The organism is Paenibacillus sp. ATY16 (genome assembly GCF_003399985.2).
GTDB classification, from domain to species: domain Bacteria; phylum Bacillota; class Bacilli; order Paenibacillales; family Paenibacillaceae; genus Pristimantibacillus; species Pristimantibacillus glycanilyticus.
Map to the genome: position 1 here is coordinate 126742 of NZ_NMOK02000023.1, position 23749 is coordinate 150490.

General features: G+C 46.6%; 23 protein-coding genes. 4 read left to right on the top strand and 19 right to left on the bottom strand.

Going from position 1 to position 23749, the window contains the following annotated elements; translation table 11 throughout:
• Window positions 1-16: 16 nt before the first annotated feature.
• The 15 genes from CFI03_RS13410 to CFI03_RS13480 all read right to left on the bottom strand — a co-directional run bounded on the left by CFI03_RS13410 (window position 17) and on the right by CFI03_RS13480 (window position 17159).
• Window positions 17-1078 carry a LacI family DNA-binding transcriptional regulator gene (locus CFI03_RS13410; protein WP_248757609.1) on the bottom strand — a complete coding sequence of 354 codons (1062 nt, stop codon included), beginning with the start codon at window positions 1076-1078 and terminating at the stop codon, window positions 17-19.
• 131 nt (window positions 1079-1209) lie between these two features.
• Window positions 1210-1632: a hypothetical protein gene (locus CFI03_RS13415; RefSeq protein ID WP_248757610.1), complete on the bottom strand. Its 423-nt coding sequence runs from the start codon at window positions 1630-1632 to the stop codon at window positions 1210-1212.
• Window positions 1608-2363, bottom strand: coding sequence for a hypothetical protein (locus CFI03_RS13420; protein ID WP_248757611.1), 756 nt, complete (start codon window positions 2361-2363; stop codon window positions 1608-1610). The genes CFI03_RS13415 and CFI03_RS13420 overlap by 25 nt, the downstream gene beginning before the upstream one ends.
• Before the next feature lie 192 nt (window positions 2364-2555).
• Window positions 2556-2813, bottom strand: a complete 258-nt coding sequence (locus CFI03_RS13425; RefSeq protein WP_248757612.1) for a hypothetical protein — start codon at window positions 2811-2813, stop codon at window positions 2556-2558.
• 605 nt (window positions 2814-3418) lie between these two features.
• Entirely contained in the window at window positions 3419-4510 is a 1092-nt protein-coding gene (locus tag CFI03_RS13430; protein ID WP_248757613.1) for a LacI family DNA-binding transcriptional regulator, read from the bottom strand.
• A complete protein-coding gene (locus tag CFI03_RS13435; RefSeq protein WP_248757614.1) occupies window positions 4473-5048 on the bottom strand; it encodes an HAD family hydrolase in 576 nt (191 codons plus the stop codon). Before CFI03_RS13435 ends, CFI03_RS13430 begins: the two co-directional genes overlap by 38 nt.
• The gene (locus CFI03_RS13440) at window positions 5045-6058 is read right to left on the bottom strand and encodes an ABC transporter ATP-binding protein (protein WP_248757615.1); all 1014 of its coding nucleotides are present in this window, start codon (window positions 6056-6058) and stop codon (window positions 5045-5047) included. Before CFI03_RS13440 ends, CFI03_RS13435 begins: the two co-directional genes overlap by 4 nt.
• A gap of 2 nt (window positions 6059-6060) precedes the next feature.
• Window positions 6061-7098, bottom strand: a complete 1038-nt coding sequence (locus CFI03_RS13445) for an ABC transporter ATP-binding protein (RefSeq protein ID WP_283094520.1) — start codon at window positions 7096-7098, stop codon at window positions 6061-6063.
• A 33-nt stretch (window positions 7099-7131) separates the two neighbouring features.
• Window positions 7132-8274, bottom strand: coding sequence for an ABC transporter permease (locus CFI03_RS13450; protein WP_248757616.1), 1143 nt, complete (start codon window positions 8272-8274; stop codon window positions 7132-7134).
• Window positions 8275-8277: 3 nt separating this feature from the next.
• A complete protein-coding gene (locus tag CFI03_RS13455; protein WP_248757617.1) occupies window positions 8278-9276 on the bottom strand; it encodes an ABC transporter permease in 999 nt (332 codons plus the stop codon).
• Window positions 9277-9403: 127 nt separating this feature from the next.
• Window positions 9404-11401: an ABC transporter substrate-binding protein gene (locus CFI03_RS13460; protein ID WP_248757618.1), complete on the bottom strand. Its 1998-nt coding sequence runs from the start codon at window positions 11399-11401 to the stop codon at window positions 9404-9406.
• A 646-nt stretch (window positions 11402-12047) separates the two neighbouring features.
• Window positions 12048-13571 (bottom strand): glycoside hydrolase family 43 protein, encoded by a 1524-nt coding sequence (locus CFI03_RS13465; RefSeq protein ID WP_481857676.1) that lies wholly within the window; start codon window positions 13569-13571, stop codon window positions 12048-12050.
• A gap of 35 nt (window positions 13572-13606) precedes the next feature.
• A complete protein-coding gene (locus tag CFI03_RS13470) occupies window positions 13607-15307 on the bottom strand; it encodes an ABC transporter substrate-binding protein (protein WP_248757619.1) in 1701 nt (566 codons plus the stop codon).
• A gap of 76 nt (window positions 15308-15383) precedes the next feature.
• Complete coding sequence (locus tag CFI03_RS13475) at window positions 15384-16280, bottom strand: carbohydrate ABC transporter permease (protein ID WP_248757620.1); 897 nt, start codon at window positions 16278-16280, stop codon at window positions 15384-15386.
• A 15-nt stretch (window positions 16281-16295) separates the two neighbouring features.
• Window positions 16296-17159 (bottom strand): ABC transporter permease, encoded by an 864-nt coding sequence (locus CFI03_RS13480; RefSeq protein WP_248757847.1) that lies wholly within the window; start codon window positions 17157-17159, stop codon window positions 16296-16298.
• A gap of 203 nt (window positions 17160-17362) precedes the next feature.
• On the opposite strand from CFI03_RS13480, the gene CFI03_RS13485 reads away from it, so the two are divergent.
• The gene (locus tag CFI03_RS13485) at window positions 17363-18232 is read left to right on the top strand and encodes a helix-turn-helix domain-containing protein (protein WP_201001101.1); all 870 of its coding nucleotides are present in this window, start codon (window positions 17363-17365) and stop codon (window positions 18230-18232) included.
• Between the two features lie 200 nt (window positions 18233-18432).
• Here the strand turns inward: CFI03_RS13485 and CFI03_RS13490 are convergent, their stop codons facing one another.
• Window positions 18433-18810, bottom strand: a complete 378-nt coding sequence (locus CFI03_RS13490) for a YhjD family protein (protein ID WP_248757621.1) — start codon at window positions 18808-18810, stop codon at window positions 18433-18435.
• A gap of 203 nt (window positions 18811-19013) precedes the next feature.
• Here CFI03_RS13490 and CFI03_RS13495 point away from each other — a divergent pair, with 203 nt between their 5' ends.
• Complete coding sequence (locus CFI03_RS13495; RefSeq protein WP_248757848.1) at window positions 19014-20252, top strand: DNA polymerase IV; 1239 nt, start codon at window positions 19014-19016, stop codon at window positions 20250-20252.
• Window positions 20249-20722 carry a YhjD family protein gene (locus CFI03_RS13500; protein WP_248757622.1) on the top strand — a complete coding sequence of 158 codons (474 nt, stop codon included), beginning with the start codon at window positions 20249-20251 and terminating at the stop codon, window positions 20720-20722. Before CFI03_RS13495 ends, CFI03_RS13500 begins: the two co-directional genes overlap by 4 nt.
• Before the next feature lie 235 nt (window positions 20723-20957).
• On the opposite strand, the gene CFI03_RS13505 is transcribed toward CFI03_RS13500, so the two are convergent.
• Window positions 20958-21125 (bottom strand): helix-turn-helix domain-containing protein, encoded by a 168-nt coding sequence (locus CFI03_RS13505; protein WP_248757623.1) that lies wholly within the window; start codon window positions 21123-21125, stop codon window positions 20958-20960.
• A gap of 136 nt (window positions 21126-21261) precedes the next feature.
• Here CFI03_RS13505 and CFI03_RS13510 point away from each other — a divergent pair, with 136 nt between their 5' ends.
• On the top strand, window positions 21262-22257 hold the full coding sequence (locus tag CFI03_RS13510) for a DGQHR domain-containing protein (RefSeq protein WP_248757624.1): 996 nt from the start codon (window positions 21262-21264) through the stop codon (window positions 22255-22257).
• Window positions 22258-22894: 637 nt separating this feature from the next.
• Here CFI03_RS13510 and CFI03_RS13515 read toward each other — a convergent pair.
• Both CFI03_RS13515 and CFI03_RS13520 read right to left on the bottom strand, forming a co-directional pair.
• Window positions 22895-23098 carry a helix-turn-helix domain-containing protein gene (locus tag CFI03_RS13515; RefSeq protein WP_113035934.1) on the bottom strand — a complete coding sequence of 68 codons (204 nt, stop codon included), beginning with the start codon at window positions 23096-23098 and terminating at the stop codon, window positions 22895-22897.
• Window positions 23095-23568, bottom strand: a complete 474-nt coding sequence (locus CFI03_RS13520) for a DUF2975 domain-containing protein (protein WP_219834129.1) — start codon at window positions 23566-23568, stop codon at window positions 23095-23097. Before CFI03_RS13520 ends, CFI03_RS13515 begins: the two co-directional genes overlap by 4 nt.
• Window positions 23569-23749 lie beyond the last annotated feature (181 nt).

Here is a 23749-nt window from a genome sequence, read left to right on the forward strand (position 1 = left end):
TTAAACGGCTGACCGGTTAGCCGCCCACCGGAAGCGCTGTCGACTCGCGTATGATGAATTCTCCCGCAAGCAATATTTTTTCCTGAAGACTATCCGGATGCTCCAATCTTCTAAGAAGCATCTCCACGGCCCGGCGGCCGATTGCTTCCTTCTGGACATTAACGGTGCTCAGCGTAGGCTTAGCCCATGCGGCATCCTCGATGTTATCAAAGCCCGTAACGGAGCATTGTCCGGGAACCTGTACCGACAGCTTGCCCAGCACGGTCATCATGCAAATGGCAATGGAATCGTTCGCGCAGACAAAGGCGGTTGGAAGCCGATGCTCGTTAACCAGCTCTTTCACAATGACTTCCAGAGCCTCGGTAATTTCACTCCGATTCCCGCCTTCAAAGGTAAGAAGTCCTTCCTCCTGATTAAGCGGCAGCCCATGCTCCTCCATCATTGTTCGGTAACCGATATAGCGGTCAACGAAGCTGCGCGAATAGCGGGTATTGCCAACGAATTGCAGCTTGGTGTGACCGCAGCCAATCAAATAATTGGTGACGCGTCTCGTGCATTCCATATTATTCATGAATAGAACATCCGAAGGAATAAGCGGGTCCTCGTGATCGACGAGAACAAACGGAATGCCGAGATTCCGAATTTCGAGCAGCATTTTGGAAGCAATATAACCGACGCCAATGATGCCCAGAACGCCATTCGGATTAATGAGATTCGAGAAGTTGTCCTTGAAATTCTCGGTAACGACCAGGGCGCTTATATCGCGGTCTGCGAGCTCCTCCGTAACGCCGTCAATAATCCGTCCCCAGAAATAGGAATCCCGCGTCTGGAACCTAACTTTCGGTACGAGTAAAATGACCGTATCCCGAGTATTGGTTATGAAGGGTGACGGTTTATTCCGTTTCGCGGCGGTATTCGTTTGTTTATTGACAAAATAGCCAAGCTGGGTGGCAACGCTTACAATTTTGTCCCTCGTTTCCGCGCTAACGCCCGGCTTCCCCGAAAGCGCTTTGGATACCGCGAATTTCGAAACGCCAAGATGATCGGCGATTTGCTGCATCGTAACTTTGATGACCATGGGTTTGAGCACATCCTTTTGGCTGAATTAGCTGTATAAGCGTTATCATAACACAACTTTTGTTAGGTAAAAATGAATTTGTTTGTGCTAACAAACAAGAAAAATGCACGTACAGATGTACGTGCCTGGTTTTAGTTCACTATAGTGATTTCGTAAGCACCGATAAGATGGTCGCTCAAAAATCGAGTCCACACTTCTATTTCCTGCCCATTAGTTAAATCATCAACGGCTGCGAGTTCCCTTTTTCCATCGCTTTTCTTTTTGAAAACAAGCGTATCCTTTGTAACGACGAACCCTTTGGGTGCTTCTAAGGTCTTGTCCACGGACTCCCCTTGAAAAGTGATAGATCCTTCAAAATCGACAAAATCGATTTCTTTTTTAGACATTCGCAATTCGCTTATCGATCCAACTGACAACCAATGTTCGTCATCAGGCGCTGGGGTCCTCTTATCTTGGTAATAGAGAAAACCATATACGGACAACCCCGCTGCCAGCACAATGATGATTAGTGTAATTTTAGCTTTTGAATTTAATCCTCTCTGAGGATAACCCATTTTCCGTCCTCCCGTACCGTGGCATAGTTCGGATCAATTATGGAACCGTCCTTCATAAAGTAGAACACTTTTATCAATTTCATAGTAGAATTGTTGATTTGTAACCACTCTTTTACGGCTTCGGCTCTATTGTCGGGATCGTTTTGTATCCATAAGATTTTGTCAACCTTATCCCGCTGCTTGTAAAATGAAGTTAGAACGCCCTTCCTGTCCAACTCAGCGAATTTTGCCTCATCGTTCTTCTGCATAGCCTCAAACAAGCCCGTAATAGTCGATGCTATTTCTAATGGAACGGAACTATCAACAACAGGCGTTTGATCTCCAAACAACTGCGTTACATTAGTGGAAACCATTGCATCCGCATGTTGTAATTGTTCGTTTAACACCTTATTTTTTTCTTCATAGGCCTTTCTTTCCAATTCTAAATTGTAAGTTACCTTCAGAATCTCTTTCTTCTTAATATCCATTTCGCTTTTGGTTGAGCTGATTTCCTCTTCTTTCTCTTTTAATTCCCGATTCGTTTCATTTAATTGTAATCGGAGGATTTCGATTTTTTTGTTCTGTGCCAAGAAAATGGAGATTAGCACGGCAGCAAGCGAAACAGTGATCAACCAAGCTTTTTTAGTTATTTCCATCACACCCTTAGGCTCACGAATATTTATTATCGATTGGGCGGAATCCCCAAATTTGGCATAGCTGCTTAAACCCCAGAACTGAATAATATTAATCATTTTGTTGTAGATAGACGCAAAGCGAACGCAATATGTTTCCAAAAATGTTTAAAAATATATGATATATAATTACTGTTATAGCCAAAGAATTGCGATATGTTTCCTAATGAAACAAAACCGTAGACAGTCATAAAAACTGCCTACGGTTTTCTTTAGTTTTTTAGGAGGTAAATCTTACTCACCAATGTATGCTTAGTTATTCTTGCTCGTATTCTTATCTCTCAAAGAACCAACAATTCCAGTAATAAGTCCAGCAATGCCAATAGTAAGTCCATACCCGCCAGCTTCATTATAAGCTAGTAAAATAACTGCTCCGAACATGGTTAGTTGAATACCGAGCAGTTGAATTTGAAGAACAGTGGGACTGATGAGAGTTAAGAATATTCCTGATAAATAGACAAGCATTAGTAAAATAATTATTAAGGTTAGAATCATTAAACCAAGATGCAAGCCATTCACCCCTTTACTGAACTATCCATTGGTAGCTTAATCATTAGTTACTTTTGCGTTTATTGCAATGCGCTTTAGATGATTTAATAACCGATCACTATAAGAGTAGAGTATTATATTTTCATTTCCTTTATATACGTAGATAGTTGTTCGGTCCCATCGTTTAGTTCTTGTAATTAGAGATATCTCTTCAATTCTCCATCTTTTAGTCCTTTTAAAATAAGTATGATACATCAAGTAATCATTAGTTAACTCTACATATGATAATTTGCCTAACCCAAATAGTATAAATGCCATGCCACCGATGATGGATGAAATGCCGGCTATGACCCCAACGATTGTATGCTCGGTTATAGGTAATATTGCTAAGCAAATGAATAGAAATCCCAAAAGGACATTTTTTTTGCTTGGAGTATAAATTTCCACAGCCTTCTCCTTATCTCTTCGTCGGATTAATTTTATCATGAATTATTGAGCTGAATCCGGTATATCCAAATGATCGGAGTTGGTCAAATCCTAATTCCTTTTAGATCTCATTGTAACATTTATCCATTACAACTGCCCAGTATCGAATGAAAAGCTGCCGATCTTATACCGGCAGCTTCTTAATGATTTAATCGTCGAAGCACAGAAGCACCCTCCACGATTTTGCTTGCGATGATGATATGGTTCGGGTAATCGCCTTCGATGCTGCCAAGCTTATGCATGAGCAGCTTGACGGACTGCGCTCCCAACTCAGACGGCTGTAAATCCATTCCGGTCAAAGGAGGTACGGTCTGATGCATCATCGAAAGATCGACGCAAATGACGAATAGGGAAATATCTTCGGGAATCCGGAGGCCCAAATCCTGGATTGCGTTCATGGCGTTAAACGCCGCACGGTCGTCGTCCGCAATAATCGCTGTAACCTTCTCTTCGCTCTCCCGCAATACGCGGATTGTCTCTGCATAGCCGTAACGCAAATATTGTTCCGATTGAATTCTTGGCTTGTAATGGTGCATAGCATCCCGAACCGCTATTCGATGTTTTGCCAGTGCCTCGATAAACGCCGCTTTTCTCTCGACTGAAACGGTCATCCCTTCCGTCGCGTTCAGAAACATCAAATTCACATGCCCTCTTGCGATTAAGTAATCGCAAATATCATGTACAATCTGAACGTTATCGTTGTTTACCGTTGGCGCTTCCTTTACTTGCCCATTCAAAATTTTTCCAACCGTAACAAAGGGCATGCCGTTCATATGGAGTAAGCGAATACGCTCATCCTCTTCCGTGGGTCCGAGCACGATCGCCCCGTCTATGGGATAACTGGTCAAAGAAGGTGTTTTCACCTCCAGTACCGGAAGCATATCGAGCAGCACTCTGTAGCCGTACCTTGAGGCCTCCAGCACGACACCGTTGATGAATTGGTTATGAAAGGCGCTGAAAAAGAAATTGCCATGAGGGATGGTCAGCCCAATTGCCATCGTCTTTTTCGTCACCAAGCTTCTCGCGATGTGATTCGGGACGTAATTCAGTTCCTTGGATGCCTTGAGAACTCTTTCCGTTACTTTCTTGCTAGTCGACCGTTTTTGACTGAACACGTTGGAGACGGTTCCTTTGGATACGCCGGCAAGACGCGCCACATCGTCGATTTTCGCCATAGACAGCTTTCGCTCCTGTTCAAGCCTTAATCCGCTTGTTCGAGGCAAGTTGTTCATTCAAGCGTTCCGCCAGCTCCACAAGCGCAAGCGGCTCTTCAATTATGTAATCCGGCCGTTCCGCGGGATCGAGCGATGTTTTCGGATAGCGCGAGGTCCAGTTTAAATGCACGCTTGTAATCCCTTCCTGATTAGCTCCCCTGACGTCCCGCGACAGATTATTGCCAACCATAATAATCCTCTCCTTGTCCTGCTCGCCAAGCTCCATTGCGCCCATAGCCGCTCTAAACATGCGCGGACTCGGCTTCTCTACCTTCAACTGCTCGGAGTAGATCAGTACTTCGAAGTAATCGTATAGTCCGTTTACCGAGAGCAAATTTTTGAACGATTGGGCTAAACCGTCAGCTACGATCGCCAGTCGATAACCACGCTCTGCCAATAATCTAACCATCTCATCGGCACCGGGAATAACTTTTCCCTCTATGACCGTGCCATTCTCATCGCGTACCTCCGTACCTTCATCGATAATCGTATCCCCGCAGTCTAGAAAAATAATAAGTTCCTTCACTTCATTGTTTTTCGTCTGTTCCCCGTTCATGCCCTTGCTCCCCTCAATGTCAATTGTTCCGCGTAATGGCAAGCCGCCATATGGTTGTCTCCGATTTCCCGCAATGCGGGCACTTCTTTCATGCATCTTTCCGTCTTGTATGTGCAGCGAGGATGAAAGTGGCAGCCGCTTGGCGGATTCGCCGGATTCGGCACCTCCCCTTCCAGGACAATCCTCTCCTTCTTCCTATCCGGATCCGGCTGCGGCACGGCGGAGAGAAGCGCTTCGGTATACGGGTGTCTGGGCTGCTTGAACATGGATTCAACGCCCGCCATCTCCACCACCTTGCCCAAGTGCATGACGGCCACGCGGTCAGAAATATTCTCCACGATCGACAGATCATGCGAGATGAATATATAAGTGATTTTATATTGCTCCTGCAGATCCTTCAACAGATTAATGATTTGGGCTTGAATCGACACGTCAAGCGCAGATACGGCTTCATCGCATACGATCAGCCTCGGTTGGGTAATAAGCGCCCGTGCAATAGCGATCCGCTGCCGCTGCCCGCCGGAAAAAGCATGCGGATAACGTTTAAGATAGCTGACGTTTAAGCCCGTTTTCTCCGCGATTTCCGACACTTTCCGTTCCACCTCCGACTTAGGCAATTTAAAGTTGGCGATTAGCGGCTCGGATATAATATCGAATACACTCATCCGCGGGCTTAGCGAAGAGTACGGATCCTGGAATATCATCTGAATGTCTTTTCTGAACTTCTTCGCTTCGGCCCCCTTCAGCTTCAGGAAATCAACAGAATCGCCATTTTCCGTTCGGTAGACGACTTCCCCGGAAGAGGCATTCATCCCCCTCACGATGCATCGGCCAAGCGTAGTCTTGCCGCAGCCCGACTCGCCTACGATGCTTAGCGTCTCGCCTTCCTGCAGCTTGAATGAAATATCCTGCAGCACGCGCACGGGTATCGGTCTGCCAAACAGCGCTTTCCTGGACTTTACTTTGAATTCTTTATTGAGATTTTTAATTTCCAATAGGGGTTTGGCCATCGTCATTTTCCTCCCTGCTGCTCCGAATACAGGAAGCACCTAACCGTATGACTGTCGGATATTTGCGTGCTTGGCACGGACTGCTTATTGCACACGCCTTCGATCCGGTCTTTGCAGCGATCGTAGAAGCCGCACATTGGCGGCATATTGACTGGAACAGGTACCGAGCCTTCAATGGATTCCAGCCGTTTGGCCTTATTGCCGCCTAGTCTCGGCATGGATCGCATAAGCCCTTTTGTATACGGATGCTTCGGATTTCGGAAAATCTCCCTCATCGGAGCCTGCTCGACGATTTTGCCGAGATACATGACAGCCACTTCGTCACACATTTCCGCGATAATTCCCAAATCATGCGTCACCAATAGAATCGCCATCCCGAATTCCTGCTGCAGCCGCTTCATTAACTCCAGTACCTGGGCTTGAATCGTCACGTCAAGCGCTGTCGTCGGCTCGTCAGCAATCAGAATTTCCGGATTGCATGACAAGGCCATGGAAATCATAGCCCGCTGGCGCATCCCCCCGGAGAATTCATGCGGATATTGATCAAACCTCTTTTCCTGGTCCGATATACCGACCTTGCTCAACATCTCAAGAGCGATTCTCTTCGCTTCCTTCTTGTTCTTGGTTCGGTGGATTAGGATCGCTTCCATAATTTGATTCCCGATCGTATACATCGGCGAGAAAGCCGTCATCGGTTCTTGAAAGATCATGGCGATCTTGCGGCCGCGAATGGAGCGGATCTTGCGACCGTTTGGATCCAGCGAGAGCAAATCCAACGCACCATCCTTCGTATCTTCCGAAGAAAGGTAATCGATTGTCCCCGAAGTCTCGCACTCCTTCGGATTAATGCCGATTAACGCCCGGCTGGTCAAGCTTTTCCCGCAGCCGGACTCGCCTACGAGACCTAACGTCCTGCCCTTTCGGATTTCGAAATCTACCCCGTCAACAGCATTCATCACTCCGTTATCCATTTTAATTCGAATCTTCAAATCTTGAACACGGAGAAGCGGATGCTGCGGTTGAGCGGTCTCTGCCGTCATAAATATCCCCTCGCTATAATTTTGTTTTTGAGCTTACCGTTTATATGGATCCGCAGCGTCGCGCAAGCCGTCGCCAAGAAAGTTGAACGTTAAGACGGTGAGAATAACCGTTCCGAGCGGAATGATCTTCCACGGATACAAAGCGATATTATCAATCTTCTGCGCTTCCTGAAGCAGTACGCCCCAGCTGGTAGCAGGAGAACGAATGCCAAGGCCAAGGAAACTCATGGCCGTCTCGGCTAGAATCATGCCGGGAATCGCCAGCGTTGTTGCTACGACCAGATAGCTGATGAAGCCGGGCAGCAAATGCCTGGCGATAATTTTCGCGTCGCTGACGCCCGCGATTTTGGCGGCAACGACGTAGTCTTCGTTCCTAAGGGATATAAATTTGCCTCGTACGACCCTCGCCAGTCCCGTCCATTCAATAAACGCAAAGATGATAACGATATAGAAGTACATCCTGACGACTGGAATACGCGGAGGAATAGCCGCCGACAACGCCATCCATAACGGCAGCGTCGGGAAAGAACGTATAATCTCAATAACTCGCTGAATAACGGCATCCAGCCAGCCTCCGAAATAGCCGGACGCCCCGCCGATAATCAACCCCAAGACAAAGCTGATACCCACTCCCACTAAAGGAATGCTTAATGAAACTTGACTGCCTAGCAAAATGCGGGAAAATAAGTCTCTTCCAAGAGAGTCCGTACCCAGCAGGAAAAGGCGGCCGGGCTCCTTGACTCCGATAAGATGCGTGGAAGAAGGAATCAGACCTAGAAACTTATAGCGCTCGCCTTTCACGAAAAATTGAAGCGGATATTTCTTCGTATCGTTCGTAAACATTTTGCGCATGGTCTCCGGATCGCGCCCAGACTTCAACCCGTACACGAAAGGCCGGATATGAAACTTTCCTTCCGTATCAACGAACCGCAACTTCATCGGAGGCGCGTTCACGTATTTACTGTCGTAGTTTTCCAGTCCGTAAGGAGCTAGAAATTGAGCGAATAACGCCCCTGCATAGAGAAGCGCAAGCACGATCAGGCTGACCCGTGCGAGTTTATGCTTCTTGAACCTGACGTACATTAGCTGCCATTGCGAACTATAGTTTGCATCCTTATCCTTGGCAGGCTCAGCGCTAGACGCATGTCGTCTTCTAAATACCGATAGTCGTCTCATCGTCTACGATCCCCTGAATTCTGTACGGATTTTTGGATCCAGCCATGCGAGCAAGATGTCCGAAATCAAAGTTCCGAGCACCGTAAGCAGCGCCATGAACAATAACCAGGTCCCCGCCAGGTACATGTCCTGACCAAGCAAGGCATTAAACATAACCGGCCCTTGAATGGGCAAATTGAGAACAATCGCCGTAATCGTAGAACCGGTAAAAATCGACGTAAGCGACCACCCGAACGTGCTGACGATTGGGTTTAGCGCGGCCCTTGTCGGGTACTTAAACAAAATTTTCCGTTCCGACAAGCCCTTTGCTCTTGCCGTAACGACGTTTGGTTTATTCAGCTCATCCAGCATTTGGCCCCGCATAACGCGAATCAAATCCGCCGTCCCGGATAACCCGATGACAATGACGGGAATGACCATATGCTTCGCCAGATCTATCGCCTTGTCCATTGACCAAGGCGCGTTAACGTATTCGGCGGAGAACAAACCAAGCAGCGGGTCGCCGAACCAGGTATAAGAGAGAAACATCAAAATGACGGCCATCAAAAAATGCGGCGTTGCCATTCCGAGAAAGCTTAGCCCCGAAAAGAAGTAATCGCCTATCGAATATTGCTTGACCGCGCAGTAGATGCCGATCGGAATCGCCACAAGATATTGGAAGGCCATTGTCACCAACGACACGGTTAGCGTTAGGCCCATATATTGCTCAATGACGTCTAGCACAGGCTTGTTATAGTTAAAGGAGAAGCCAAAATCCCCTTGCAATACGATATCCTTAACCCAAATGAAGTACTGCTCGTAAACGGGACGGTCAAGACCAAGGTCCGCTCTCATCGCAGCCATGTCTTCCTGCGTGAATACTTCTCCGGCAACTGAAGCTTCTGCCGCGTAATTGGATACGTAGTCGCCGGGCGGCAGCTGTATAATGTAGAACACGATAACGGAGATAAAAAACACGACCGGGATGGCCAATAAAATACGCTTCAACGTATACTGTAGCACCTGTTATCCTCCCTTCCCTTTGACCATTATGCGTCCGCCAATCGAAGCGAATGTCTTTCGAATAAACATGCCGCCGCAAGGGCGAGCTGCGTCTCGCCCCTTGCGGCACGCTTTTATGAACTAAAGGTTACGGCTTTAAATAAAACTGTGCGGGGTGAGCCGCTCCAAGCGAACGGAACTCGTCAGCCCAAATCAGATCCTTCGGAATGTTGCCCATCTTATTCGAAGCGGCAATCAAGGTCGGCGTTGGGCCGGCATAACCGATTACCCATTGGTTTTTCATGTGCAACTTAACGATCTCATTGCTAAGCCGGTTAATCTCTTCTGGCGTTTTGGCCGCTTTGATCTGATCCCAGTACTCTAGAATTTTGGCAATGTCGCCTTCTGGTTTTACACCCTCCTTGCCTCCAGACGAAACGTACAAGCCGTATTGTCCATACCACGGAGTCAAGACGCGAAGCGGAACAAGCGCATCGGGACGGTAAGCTACGTTTACGACCGAAATGTTCTCAATGCTGACCGGTACTTGATTTGAATACTTCAATTCCTGCAGCGTCGCTTGATCGACGAGCTTCACGTTCGTCTTAATGCCCATATCCTCGTAATACTTCTTGAGGAGCTCGGTGTAATTAGCGCTATCCTCCGAAGAATCCATAATGGTGAGGGTCACGTCCGAACCGTCCGGGAACAGCCGGAAATTGTTCTTGTCGCGCTTCGTTAATCCAATCTCGTCGAGCAGCGCGTTCGCCCGTTCTGGATCGAAGCTCGACCATTGATCGGCCCAGCCTTCCTGGTAACCGACAAGCCCTTCCTGAACGGAAGCTTGGATTGGGTCCGCGATGCCGTTCGTCACGATCTCCGTAATCTCGCTGCGGTTAACGCCAATCGAAAGCGCTTCTCTAAAGCGGATATCCTGGAACAATTTGCGAAGATTAGGATCGTCTATGGTTTGGTTGAGTTGAATACCCGAAGTCATCCAAGCGGGCTGCTGCCAGGAGATAACACGGTAATCGCCCTTCTTCTCGTTTTCCTTCAATACGGTAAAATCCTGCGCTCCGAACGTAGACAAATTAAAGTCGCCTGCCAGCGTACCTAGAACTCGCTGACTCGGATCTTGGATTTTCGTTGCGACGATTCGGTCCATGTAAGGCAGCTGATTGCCTTCCGGATCCGTTTTCCAATAATACGGATTCCGTTCCATGATGAACTGATCGCTATTCGGATCGTTCTTGGCTACCCATGGCCGGAGCGTAGGAATTTGCGGATAAAGCCAGTAATAATAACCGGTTTCCTTCAGGAAAGCCGTCGTATCCTCGAAGCCCCACTGCTTGGCGATCTCCAGTGCTTTTTCCTCGCCGACAAGCTCCGGCAGAATCGTCTTGTGGAAATGGGCCGGTGCGAAAAACCATTTATTGTCGATAGCGACACGTTCTAAAAACTGAACGCTCGGATACTTATGAACGACCTTAAACGTATAATCGTCTACCTTTGTGACAGTAGCCAATGCCTTATCACCCGTAACCGGATCAACCGAGTAATAAGCATCGTAGATCGCCTTGCCAAAGGTTTCCTTCGTCAACATATGCTCCCAATAGAAAAGTACATCGTCCGCCGTAAAGGGCTCACCGTCGGACCACTTCATGCCCTCCCTAAGATGAATCGTAAACTCGGTAGAATCCTCGTTCACTTCATAGCTCTTGGCTACGTTTGGTTCGACGCCGCTGCCGTCCTTGTTGAAACGGAAAAGCGCCTCCTCCGTCGGCTGTCCGACGGACCACTTGTCACCCGGACCTGTCCAAGCCATCTTCCAATCGCCGCCGTATTGTCCGATTTCGTCAACCACTGGCTCCACCATGACGTCAGCCTGCACGGGGAGACGTTCCGACAACGGAGGAAGAGTACCACCTGCTACAAGCTTGGCGAGCATTGGGGCCTCCTTGGCCGCTGTTGTATCCGTACCACCGCCTCCGCCACCCTTGTCTTCATCCTTGTCCGTGCCCTTGTCGCTGCTCGGCTCTCCTGCCGCATTCGACGGCGCCGGCGAATTATTATTATTCGTGCACCCTGCCGCAATAATAGAGATGATAACTAATAGAACAGCCAGTAGCTTCCGCTGTCTCCTCAAATGAACCCCTCCATTCGTGAACTTTGCTTCATTGGCTATGCTGCACTCCCCTTATTTCTTGCCTTAAGCCGATTCTCGGCTGCCCGGATGAAGTCAATATTCACCTCCGCAATGTTAATTTTTTGTAAATTGTATGCGCTTTATTTGAAAGAATGTCATCTTTTAAAGCGGTTTAAAATACGAATCGCAAAAAATATAAAGCGCTTCACTAACATACCTGAACACTCGGTTTTAACCTATCCCTATAAAAAGGCGACACTTTGCAGTAAACGCCATGCCTTGATTGCGTGGAGATTAAATTTCTCTTTCAAACAAAAAAACTCCCGGAAAGGGAGTTAAGATGAAAATCTACCAGCTCAATTGAGTAAGCATAACCGGGATTATCCTACCGAGGACTGATTTGAAACGGACGGACGATTCCCCGCAAAGCATTCCTGACCCACCTGATCTTCAACGGCCTCCCCTCTTGTACATATGATGACATCACAGTCAAGATTGACGTCATCCGCGCCAAGTTGTCAACGCTTTCATTTTTCGAGACGATATTGCGCAATGTCATTTTCCAGTTTCGCTTCCATCCCCCTTAATAACAAAATCCGCTGCAGCTATAAGCTGAAGCGGATTTTGTTGCGTCCAACATGTATGTTTAATAATCTGCAGCCCGGTACTCCATCCAGTCAAAATGTGCCGGCGATATAGAGTGTACCCCATTGCCTGTTGCGTACATGGCGATAAATACACCGGTGAACCCTCCGGCTACCTCCGTAGCCAGCATTCTGCACTCCCCTTGACCCATTCGGACAGGGTCTTCCGTTTCGCTTCTGGCGAAGCCAAAAACATAATCGGCTCTATCCCCTCGAATGCTCAATACAACGGTGTCATGGGGCCACGGCATCTCGCTTTCCACCTTCCAGAGCGTGCCCAGCCTTCGGCGGAAAATCAGCTTTCGCACTCCTGCTATTTGCGTGACCGCAATCTCGTAATGGAAGCGTTCGTTCATATACACGGCGATACCCGCTTCTTCACCATCCTGCTTTGGCGCAAAGGTGAGGTGAGTACTTGCCCGGAATGAAAAATGCTGCTGTCTGCGCCCGACAAAAGAAGGAACGCCCGTTTCGTTTAAGGTATCCCCGGAGCCGTATAACGTCAAGCTGCCTTTCTTCGCGGAAAGCGACCAATTGCTTGAATCCGGCGAACGCAGGAAATTCCAGCATGGGGCAAGCGACGCGTCTTCGAAGTTATCTCTAACCGCAGGCTCCGTCTTGGGCTGCAACGGAAGATTTCCCGCAGGCATAATTTCATCGGCTGTTCCGTTATCTCCAATGATTGGCCACGCATCCTCCGTCCAAGCAACGGGGGCCAAGAAGGTCTCCCTGCCCAGATAATGATGATTGGGATAACCGGCAGGGCGAATGCCGAGGAAAACGGTCCACCAGCTGCCATCCGGCCCTTGAGTAAAGTCAGCATGCCCCGTTGCGTGAATGGATTTCAATTGACTGCGATGGGTTAGGATCGGGTTGTGCGGATATCCCTCGTATGGACCGTCCGGCCTCTTGCTCCTCGCAACGGTGACCATGTGACCGTACTCCGTCCCTCCCTCCGAGATCAGGAGATAGTACCATTCGCCAATGCGGTAAACATGCGGGGCTTCCGGATATTGACCGCCGGTTCCCCTCCACAGCAAGCTTACCTCGGACAAGCGTTCCCCGGTTTGAATATCGATTTTGCTCTGATAGACGCCTTGCCCGTTGGCATCATGAGAAGTTGTGTAATAGACGGAGCCATCTTCGTCGAAAAATAAATCAGGGTCAATACCCGGCTGGTCTACAAAGACAGGATCCGACCACCTTCCTCTCGGGTCGTCTGCGTAGACGAAGAAATTCCCCCCGCCGGATACATTGGTCGTCGTCATGAAGAACGTTCCGTTGTTATAGCGTATGGTTGGCGCGTAAATTCCGCCCGAGCTTCCGGCCTTGCTTAAATCCAATTGTTCCGTACGCGTTAGAACATGTCCAATCTGCTCCCAATTAACGAGATCCCTGCTGTGAAATAAGGGAACGCCCGGAAAATATTCAAACGAGCTTGTCACCAAATAATAATCTTCTCCCGCCCGGCAGACGCTGGGATCCGGATGAAACCCGCTAATAACGGGATTGCAGTATGACTTCACTATTTTTTCTCTCCTAGGTCGAATTTCATTAAGGTCTATTCATTCCACAGCTTGACGCGGTCCTGTACATACTTCGTAAAGCCTTTTTCCATTTTCTCGACTCCTGCATCCAGCAATTGCTTCTGGTAGTTGTCCCACATCTTATCGAAGTCTTCCGGCTTTGCCATCACCATTTGCGGAATCTGCTTCCATGTAATGTCTTTCATTTTATTGGCGAGGATGGTCACTTCGTCATCGCCTGGTACCGCTATATTCCAAGCGGCTCCCCATGCTTTGACCGGGAACTCTTCCTCTTTCGGGAACAGGTCTTTCCAGGTTGTAGCGTTATACGCCTTGAGCGTTTCCTTATCGGCGCTTGTATACGTGCTCACGATTTGCTCCGGGAAATTCTTCGTATAATAATTGCCCGTGGAATCCTTGACGCCATCACCGTAATGCGCGCCAATATTGGAATAGAAGCCAATGCCGGATTCTTGACTAAAAGCCGTATTATCGTTAATGATGCGCTTCTGAACATCTTCCGGAACTACGCGTTTGCCATCCTGGATCGTATAATGCTTGCCTTCAATCCCCCAGTTGTTAAGTACCTGGGCTTGCTCCGATGCCAGATAATCCAGGAATTTAATCGCCCTTACCGGATCTTTGCAGGATGTTGTAATGCCTACTCCCCAGCCAGCCATAAAGCCCGTGGACTGGAAGCGGTTATCTTTATAAGCGTCCGACAACATAACCGAGTAATGCCCGTAGGTTTGGTCAAGCTTGTTGTCAGCTTTCAGTGCTTTTTCGCCGTCCGCATAACCCCAATCCGCGTCGATCAAACCGATTACCCGACCGGAGGCAATCTTCGCCAGGTACTGGTCATTCTTCTCTACGAAGCTTTCTTTATCCAGCAGCCCGATGTTATACATATGGTTTAGCCACTGAAAATACTCTTTCTCGCCTTCCGTACGGTAATGATAGGTAGCTTCATTCGTTTTCGGATCAATATAATACTCGCCGTCGCCCGATTTGCCAGTCGTTTCGGCTGCCGGGTTGGTTACGGTAATATACGTATGCCAATCATCCCCGTTGAGAGTGAGTCCGATATTTTTATTCCCGTTTTCATCCGTCGGGTGCTTTTCTATATAAGATTTGATGATGTTCTCGTAATCTTGCAGCGTCTTGATCTCAGGGTAGCCCGCTTCCTTTACCGCGCGGTGCTGCAGCTCGAATCCGCCTCCCGCTACAAACGTTTGTCCGTCAACAGCCGAATAGGTCGGAATCACGTAGATGGACGGATCGTCGTTGCTGTAGCGCAGCCGATTCATTTGATCGCCAAACAGCTTCTTCAGATTCGGGGCGTACTTCTCGATCAAATCCGTCAGATCAAGCATGGCTCCCGCATCGACCAATTTGTTCAAATCCCCTTTGGGGCTGATCAGATCGGGATAATCCCCGCTGGTCGCGATGAGGGCTACCTTCTGTGCAGGATCGCCAACCGCAAACTCGGCATCAAGCGTAACGCCTGTCTGCTTTGTAATTTCTTTGCCTACATCATCCTGCATATTCCTCCAATTCGGATTGCCATCCTCGCTGAAGAACGAGAAGGTAACTGGGGAGGTCTCATTTCCCTGCTCTTTTCCCGTGTTACCGCTTACAACATTGCCATTGCCGTTATTTCCCGCGCATCCGGCCAATACGCCTACCGCGAGCGTAAAGACCATGCCCAGCTTCGAGATTTCCCCTGCTTTTACCATCCTGTATACCCCCATTTAAATTAAGATTCGTATATCGTATAAACAGGTTACCCTGCCGATACCGCTGTCAGATCAATCAGCTTTTCACCGCGCCAAGCGTCATCCCCGTAACGAAATACCGCTGCAGAAACGGATAGACCAGAAGAATCGGAACCGTAACAATGATTGTGATTGCCATTTTGACCGATTCCGGAGAAATTCTGTTCATCACTTGATTCATGTTCGTCCCGTTAACCTCTTGACCGTTGCTGCCCACCTGGGTGCTCTGCAGCACTTTCATTAACTCGAACTGCAGCGTGGTCAAATGCTCCTTCGAGCCGTTGTACAAATACGTATCAAACCAGGAATTCCATTGGCCAACCGCCAGGAACAGCGCAACCGTGGCCAGTGCCGGCAGCAATAACGGAAGAATGACGCGCCAGTAGATCGTAAAATCATTGGCTCCGTCCAGCTTCGCCGATTCCTGAAGGGCGTACGGCAGCCCGTCGATAAACGAGCGAATAATAAACACATTGAATGCGCTTACGAGTCCGGGCAGCACATACACCCAGAACGTTCCGATAAGATGCATATCGCGCATTAGAAGGTAGAAAGGAATAAGACCGCCCGATACATACATCGTTAGCGCCAGGAATAGGGATAGAAACTTACGTCCGTCGAATTCCGCCCGGCTCAGCACGTAAGCCAGCATGGAAGAACTGATAAGCCCCAGCACCGTACCGGCCAAGGTCCGCAGCACCGAAATCTTGAGTCCCGTAAGCAGCCCTGCGAACGAGAAAATAAGCGAATAATTGTCAAACGTCAAGTGACGGGGAAAAACCGTAATGCCTCCCCTTACCGTGTCGGTTGAATCATTCAGGGATATAGCCAGCACATTCAGGAACGGGTAAAGGGTACAGACCGCTACCAGCGAAATAACGAGGTAAACGATCACGTCAAAGAGCCGATCCGTCAGTGAGATGCGAACTTTCACTATTTCAATCCCTCCTTACATAATGCTTTCTTTGGTGATCTTCTTGAAAATGCCGTTCGCGACGAATAGCAGGATCAGACTTACCACGGAGTTGAAAATGTTAATTGCGGTGCCGAAGGAATAACGTCCCATTCCCAGTCCGTAGTTAAGGGCATACAGATCAAGAACTTCGGATTTCTCTTTTACCAGACTGTTCCCGAGGAGAAACTGCTTCTCGAACCCGATGCTTATCAGATGTCCGATTGACATAATCAGCAAAATAATAATCGTGGAACGAATACCCGGCAGCGTAATATGCCAAATCTGCTTCAACCTGCTTGCACCGTCAACACGGGCTGCCTCGTAGAGTTCCGGACCAATCCCGGCAATGGCGGCCAGATAGATAATGGCGTTCCAGCCGGTTTCCTTCCAAATATCCGCGCTCGTCACCAGGTACCAGAACAAATTTTCCTTGGCCATAAACTGAATCGGCTCATGAATGAGATGCAGGCCTACCAAGATTTGATTCACAACGCCATTCTCGGCTGAAAGCATCTTCGTCACAATCCCCGCAACAACCACCCAGGAGACAAAATGCGGCAGATAGGAAACCGTCTGTACGACGCGTTTCAGAAACGAAATACGGACCTCGTTCAACAGAACGGCGAAGAGGATCGGAATCGTAAAGCTCGCAATGAGCCCCATAAAACTCATCGCCAAAGTGTTTCGCAGCGCATTAAAAAATTGATCATCCTGAAATAACATCCGAAAGTTATCAAAGCCGACCCACTTCTGGTCGAAGAAGGACTTCCCTACTCGAAATTGCTGAAAAGCCATCGTCCAGCCCCATAACGGCATATAACTGAATACAAAAACAAAAATGACAAAAGGGACCGACATGTAATAAAGATACCGCTGCCGGACAATGCGCTGCCAAATGCTTATGACGGACAAATCCGCACCACTCCTCTGCTGTTTTTCCTGTTCACTTAGCATTATAATGGAGCAAATTAGACCTAATCCTTGATTTTAGGGTCTTAAAATAGCATGATTAGGACATCAAACTAGCTTACGTCATGTTTTTGAGGGGAGTTTTAAGTCTTATGACAAGCGTCCATTTAAATTGGTTTACCTCCGACGAGCAATTTCTGTTCTATATCGGATATGGCGGGCATGACGAGGACATGTATCTTCACGATCACGTGGATTTTTCCGAGCTCGTTATCGTTTTGAACGGAAATGCTACTCATATCGTAAACACCGAAGCTTCGTTTATTAAGAAGGGGGATGTCTTTGTTATTGACGGCGCTGCCTCTCATGCCTACAAGGATCCCCATGATTTCCGGATCTGCAACATCATGTACCGTCCGGACATCCTTGCATCAGCCGGCCCCGATCTGCGATCCTCCAACGGCTTCCGGGCGTTGTTCGTTCTGGAACCGTTTTATCGGAATATCCAGTCCTTCAGCAGCAAACTCAGCTTGCCGATCCCGGGCCTGGAATACGTATCCTCCCTCGTCGCCTTTATGATTGAGGAATACGCGGACAAGCTTCAGGGCTATCAGACTATGCTGCGGTCGCGTTTCATGGAGCTTGTCGTTTATTTGTCCAGGCAATATCAGACTCAGGGCCAGCAAGGAATCCAAGGAAATCTGATGCATTTGGCGAATGCGATTTCCTTTATGGAAGACCACTATCTTGAGCCGCTTACGCGTGAGCAGATTGCCGAGAAATCGGATATTTCGGTAAGGCACTTAAACCGGATTTTTCAGTCCTATTATCAAACGACGCCCTTTGCCTATCTTCTGCGCCTCCGCCTGGAGCATGCATGCAATTTGCTTAAGACAACCCATGTCCCGATTACGGAAGTTTCGTATAAAAGCGGATTTAACGACAGCAACTATTTCACCCGCCAGTTCACCAAGGTTTACGGGATGTCTCCGAAGGTGTACCGCAGGGAGCAGTTTAATTAAACCAACAAAAAAACACCGCGCTGCGTGCAGCGGACGGTGCTTCCGAAGGTTCACTTAAACATCGTGGAAATATATTTGGCGATGCTCCATTGTTAGTCGTGTCTAACAATTGGGGTGCAGTTCATTCATTGGCTGCGGTTTTGTTACTAGCGTACGTTTTCTCTTAACAATAATGGCAGATCCCACCTGTGCTTCATATTTCAAATTTGGTTCCTAAAAATTATTGAGATATATTTCTCCAGCCATTTCGCCATTTCTTGTTTCAGTGTATGACGCAAAAGTGCAAAGTCTGAAACATATCCTCGTAAAGAAATCTCGTATAAGATTCCGTCACTGTTTCTCTTAACTTCCGTTATCTTTGCGTTCAACTGTCGTACCTGTTGTCGCACTTCATATATGTCGTTATCAATTAACGTTAGCAAAATTTCGCCGGACCGAAAAAAAAGTGGAGCAAGTGTATAGCTCTCAAGTTTTATTTTATCGTTATTTCGCTTTACCATTTCACGTACAAAGGGTAAAGCACAGTGGTTTTTTATTAAACTATACTCGTCTGATGTTATATTGGACTGATCATTCATAAAAGATCACCTCTCGGTGATTATAATACGAACATTAGTTCTTATCAAGAGTCTCGCCATAAATAACGGTTAGTGGCAACAAGGATTGAAAAATAAAATTGAATTGGAGAATTTATCCCTTGAATTACGAACATGCATTCGGTATATAATAAAACAAGAACATATATTCGTCTTTTCTGGGAGGTCATTGTGTGCCCGTTATTATGTTAGCGGACTGCCAATCTTTTTATGCGTCGGTCGAAAAAGCAGCGCACCCGGAATATCGTGAGAAGCCACTTATTGTGGCTGGGGACCCGGCACGCAGATCTGGGATTGTTCTCGCAGCATGTCCCATTGCTAAACAATATGGTATAACCACTGCAGAAACATTAGGGGAAGCTTTGGGGAAATGTCCCGATGTTGTGATTATTCGTCCACATATGCAGACCTATATTGATGTGTCACTTATGATAACGGAAATATTTGAATCCTTCACAGATTTGGTCGAGCCTTTTTCTATTGATGAACAGTTTTTAGACGTAACCGGTTCCCTAAGTTATTTTGGTTCTCCAGAAGAAATTGCGCGCAGAATTCAAATTAAGGTAATGATGTATACAGGTGTTTGGATTAGAGTGGGTATAAGTTCAACAAAGATATTGGCCAAAATGGCAACTGATATATGGGCCAAGAAAAGTACTACAGGGATATTTACAATACAAAAAAGTGATGTAGAAAGCTTACTATGGCCACAGCCTATAAATAAAATGTTCGGTGTTGGTTCGCGCATGACCGCGCATTTCCAGCGAATGGGAATTACAACCATTGGGGATCTTGGTAGCCTCCCCCTGTCGGACTTCAAGCGCAGGCTGCAGGCGCGGATGGGCCGCAACAGCGATATTCAAGCGGAGCTGTTCTGGCAGACGGCAAACGGCATTGACCCGAGTCCTGTCAAGCCGAGCACGCATGACGCGCAGAAGGCCGTGGGCCACCAAATGACGCTGCCTCGCGATTACAGCAACCCGCAGGAGATCGATATCATTCTGCTGGAGTTAAGCGAGGAGGTATGCCGTCGCAGCCGTGCCAAAGGCTATATGGGTAGCGTTGTCGCAGCCGGCGCTCAGGGTGCGGACTTCGATCACCCGACGGGCTTTTTCCGTCAAATGACGGTGCCCGATCCGACCAATATTACGAAGGAAGTATTCGCCGCGGCACGGACGTTATTTTATGCAAACTGGGATCGACTTCCCGTCCGCAAGCTCGGTGTTACGTTATCTAAGCTGGTTCCCGACGATCAATATCAGCTCACCCTGTTTGGCAACAGAGAAAAGGAAAGAAAGCTGGACCGTGTCACCGATACGATCCGCGATAAATTTGGAACGACCTCGATTCTGCGGGCGTCCTCGCTGCTGGAAGCAGCTCAGGCTCGTGAGCGTAGCGTCAAAATTGGAGGACACTACAAATGAGCAAGAAACTCGAAGGCAACGGCCGCTGGGAATCTAGCCGCATGATGCTGCCTGAACACCGGGAGCAATACCTAAGTCGCAGATATGGACAACAAGAGCAAGTAAAGACAGACCTGCCCACTAAGGAAGAACTTGAATTAGTTCGAGACTACGTGTTACTGCCCATGATGCTCACGATTGTAGATAAAAATAGCACTGAGATTGGACTTACTTCTTATTCTTTGAAGAACCTGTATGTAAAGGCTTCTCAAGTCTTAATGACGCGAATTCATGCGGATTTAAGCGAGGTAAGAAAACAAATGAAGGTAAGAAACATAAGAGTGTTTCAAGAAGAGCGCGTAGATAGCGCTATTCATTATAGGTTTGTGTGTCGAGGATATGAGGATACGTTTGCCATGATGCGTGATGTTGTAAGAGCTGAGATAAGTATAAGAATCTCTAAATATGTATCAGAAATGTTTAAGCCATAAACAACTTCGAGCTGCACCCCTTAAAGTGGTCTATTAGAGACCACTTCGAGTAATGCAACCACTTCGGTGTTTCTTTGTATCGAACGCAGCTAGTACATCTTTAGACAGTCTATAAATAATTTCGATTTCTTTAATGCTTCGAGTGTGAAGCAATACTTTTAAAGAGTCCAGTGCCTTTTCTTTATCCGTGAGTTTCATGGGCCCTAATATCTCAAGAGGGCTGATTCTTAAGGCATTAATTAACCTCTCGAGGGTCTCCAGAGAAATATTTTTTCTCCCGTTCTACGCTGCCAATGTATGATTGAGGCAGTTGAACCATTTCGCCTAGTTGTTCCTGGGTAAGCCCACGATTCTTCCGAAGAATCCGGATTTGTTGCCCGATTTGTTTGATTAATTCTGCCATTTTGACCACCTCTCTTAAAGAGTAGGTAAGTCGTGTGAACAATTAAATATACTCATAACATATAAAACCATTTTATTTTAGATGTTTTAAGATCTATTATGGTGTTAAATTACATCATACGGGTGAGAATAATAACATGATTAATGCTCTTCCAAGTCAAGTGGTAATTGAGAATGTGCTTATGAGCAAAATTAGAGGAAAGATTGCCTACCAAGGAAATATTTCAGCATCAACAATAATGAATTTATTTTATGTAAAGCCATACGATGATCCTTCTGGGAAGGGGTATCAAAGACCGGTTGATTCGAAAAGAAGCCATGACTTTGCTATTTATCTTTCTAAGGGAGAAGATGCACTTTTTACCCCCATTCTACTCAATGCAGCTTCCCAATGGGAATTTGTTTGTTATGACCGTGAGAGACCGTCTTATGGGAGGTTAATTTGCAAAGGAAAGGCCTCTTTAATGGATGGTCAGCATCGTTTAGAGGGAATTCAACGTTACATTCATGAAACCAATTCTGATCTTAATGTTCCATTTCTTTCATTTCATTATTTAGATGAAGATGAAGAAGTCAAACTTTTCGATACGATTAATACGAAAGCAAAAGGAATTGGGTCTTCCTTGAGTAAATATTTGCGTAGGGATTCTGACGAACTGAGTTGGGTCGCTACACAACTATTAATTCAAAAAAACAGCCCATTTCATAATAATGGGAGTATTATTGGTAAGCGTAACAAAGGCAGGCATATCACACTTCAAAATTTATATCGAACGTTAAGTTTATTGTTCAAGGATCGAAAATTGAGTGTATTCTCTAAAGAAGAAAAGCTTTCTCTTGCCATATATTATTTTTCACAGGTTAAAGAGCTATTCCCCTCTGAGTGGATAGATTATAAGGGACAGCGCTTAACACATATAGTATGCCTAGATGCATTGTCCATCGCCGGATCTCAGGTGCTCGCAAGCTGTGTACAAGAATCGCGCAAACAACTTGAATTAACTACTGCCAGTCGACTTATTAAGAAGTTAAAAGGGATTGAATGGTCAAGCGAAGGGCCATTAAAGTATGTAAAGGGAATGAGTGGCTCAAGAACACTTGCATCTGAGTTAGTGGAGCAGATGATCGGATGATTAAAAGAGCCCAGAGAGAATACTCTGGGCCTACCTAAATGTCCCCATAAATTAAAGTGTCATCAAAACTCATATTGAAGCACCTCTATGAATGTAAGGTTTTATTTCTTACACGTAAAGTACTTAGAGAATTCGCGAAAGCAATTAAACTAACCTGCAATGCCAAATTTGATTTAACGAATAATATCGTGAAATACTCCTTCTTCAGGGTCATTGATAACAAGCCACTGTGACTGTGTGACAAAAGATACTCCCTTTCGTTCAACAAAAAGCAGCCTAACGTAATACGCCGGCAGCTATCGTATTGCTGAACTATCGTTCCCCGTCGTATTAATCATTCATTGTGTTATCAATCTACTTAGTTCTTGCTTAGCAACTTCTTCAACCCAAGCAACAAGTTTGGACAATCATTAATTCTGTATATTGTATATTCCGGATAACCACCATCAAGGGGGGTAATGTGCTCAAAACAATGGTCATGAGCAACCATTATTATTGATGAGTTATTCTTATGGTATAGTGTCATATTGCCTTTAACCTAAAAGGCGAAGGCAATGTAGTCGTTAGGATTGATATAGCTTTCGAACTCTTCATCATTACTTACATCTTCGACGTACGGCGTTTTTTATTATTTTATTCAATCCTGCCGATACTCTAGAATATCTCCAGGCTGGCAATCGAGTGCTTTGCATATCGCTTCGAGTGTTGAGATTCGAATGGCTTTCGCTTTTCCGTTTTTAAGTATCGACAGGTTCGCCATTGTAATGCCGACTTTCTCCGATAGCTCAGTAACGCTCATTTTCCGCTTTGCAAGCATGACATCAATGTTAACCACTATCATACGGTCAACTCCTGTTCTTCTTTTAGCTCGATCGCGTTTTTGAGCAGTTTCTCAAGAACTGCGGCAAATACTGCGATTACAACTGGCGCACAGGTTATAAATAGCCCGATGACCATGACGCCTGGTGCGTCTGCGCCGTCAGCTACAAAGTAGAAAAGCGGGAGATTACATGCAAACATAAGTGATACGACAACCGCCGCTCGCTTTATTTTCTTAAGCGCTAAAACAGAGGTTTGCGAAAAAGCGGTATTTGTATCGATGTACCTGAGAAGCTTAAATGCCTGAAGTAGCGTAAATGAATACGCAATAGACGCCACATACGCAGCCAAAGCGGAAAGATAAACTTTAATATCCGGAAAATCCGGCATCATACTATGCGCCATCGCTGGGAGTCCATAAAAACACATCACTAATGCAGGAATTGCCATAACAACCAGAACAACTTTTAAAAAGAGCGTCTCTTTTTTCATCTATTTCCCCTCATTTTTGATTTTATCACTTCATTTATCGTTTTACAATAAAAATATATTGTTTATTTTTTGAGCCCAACAAGTTATTTATAAAGAAGAAGCCATACGGCTTATTTGTTCCTCCTTCAAATTTGAACCAAGATACGGACATATTTATGAACCCACTTATTGAAGTTATTTG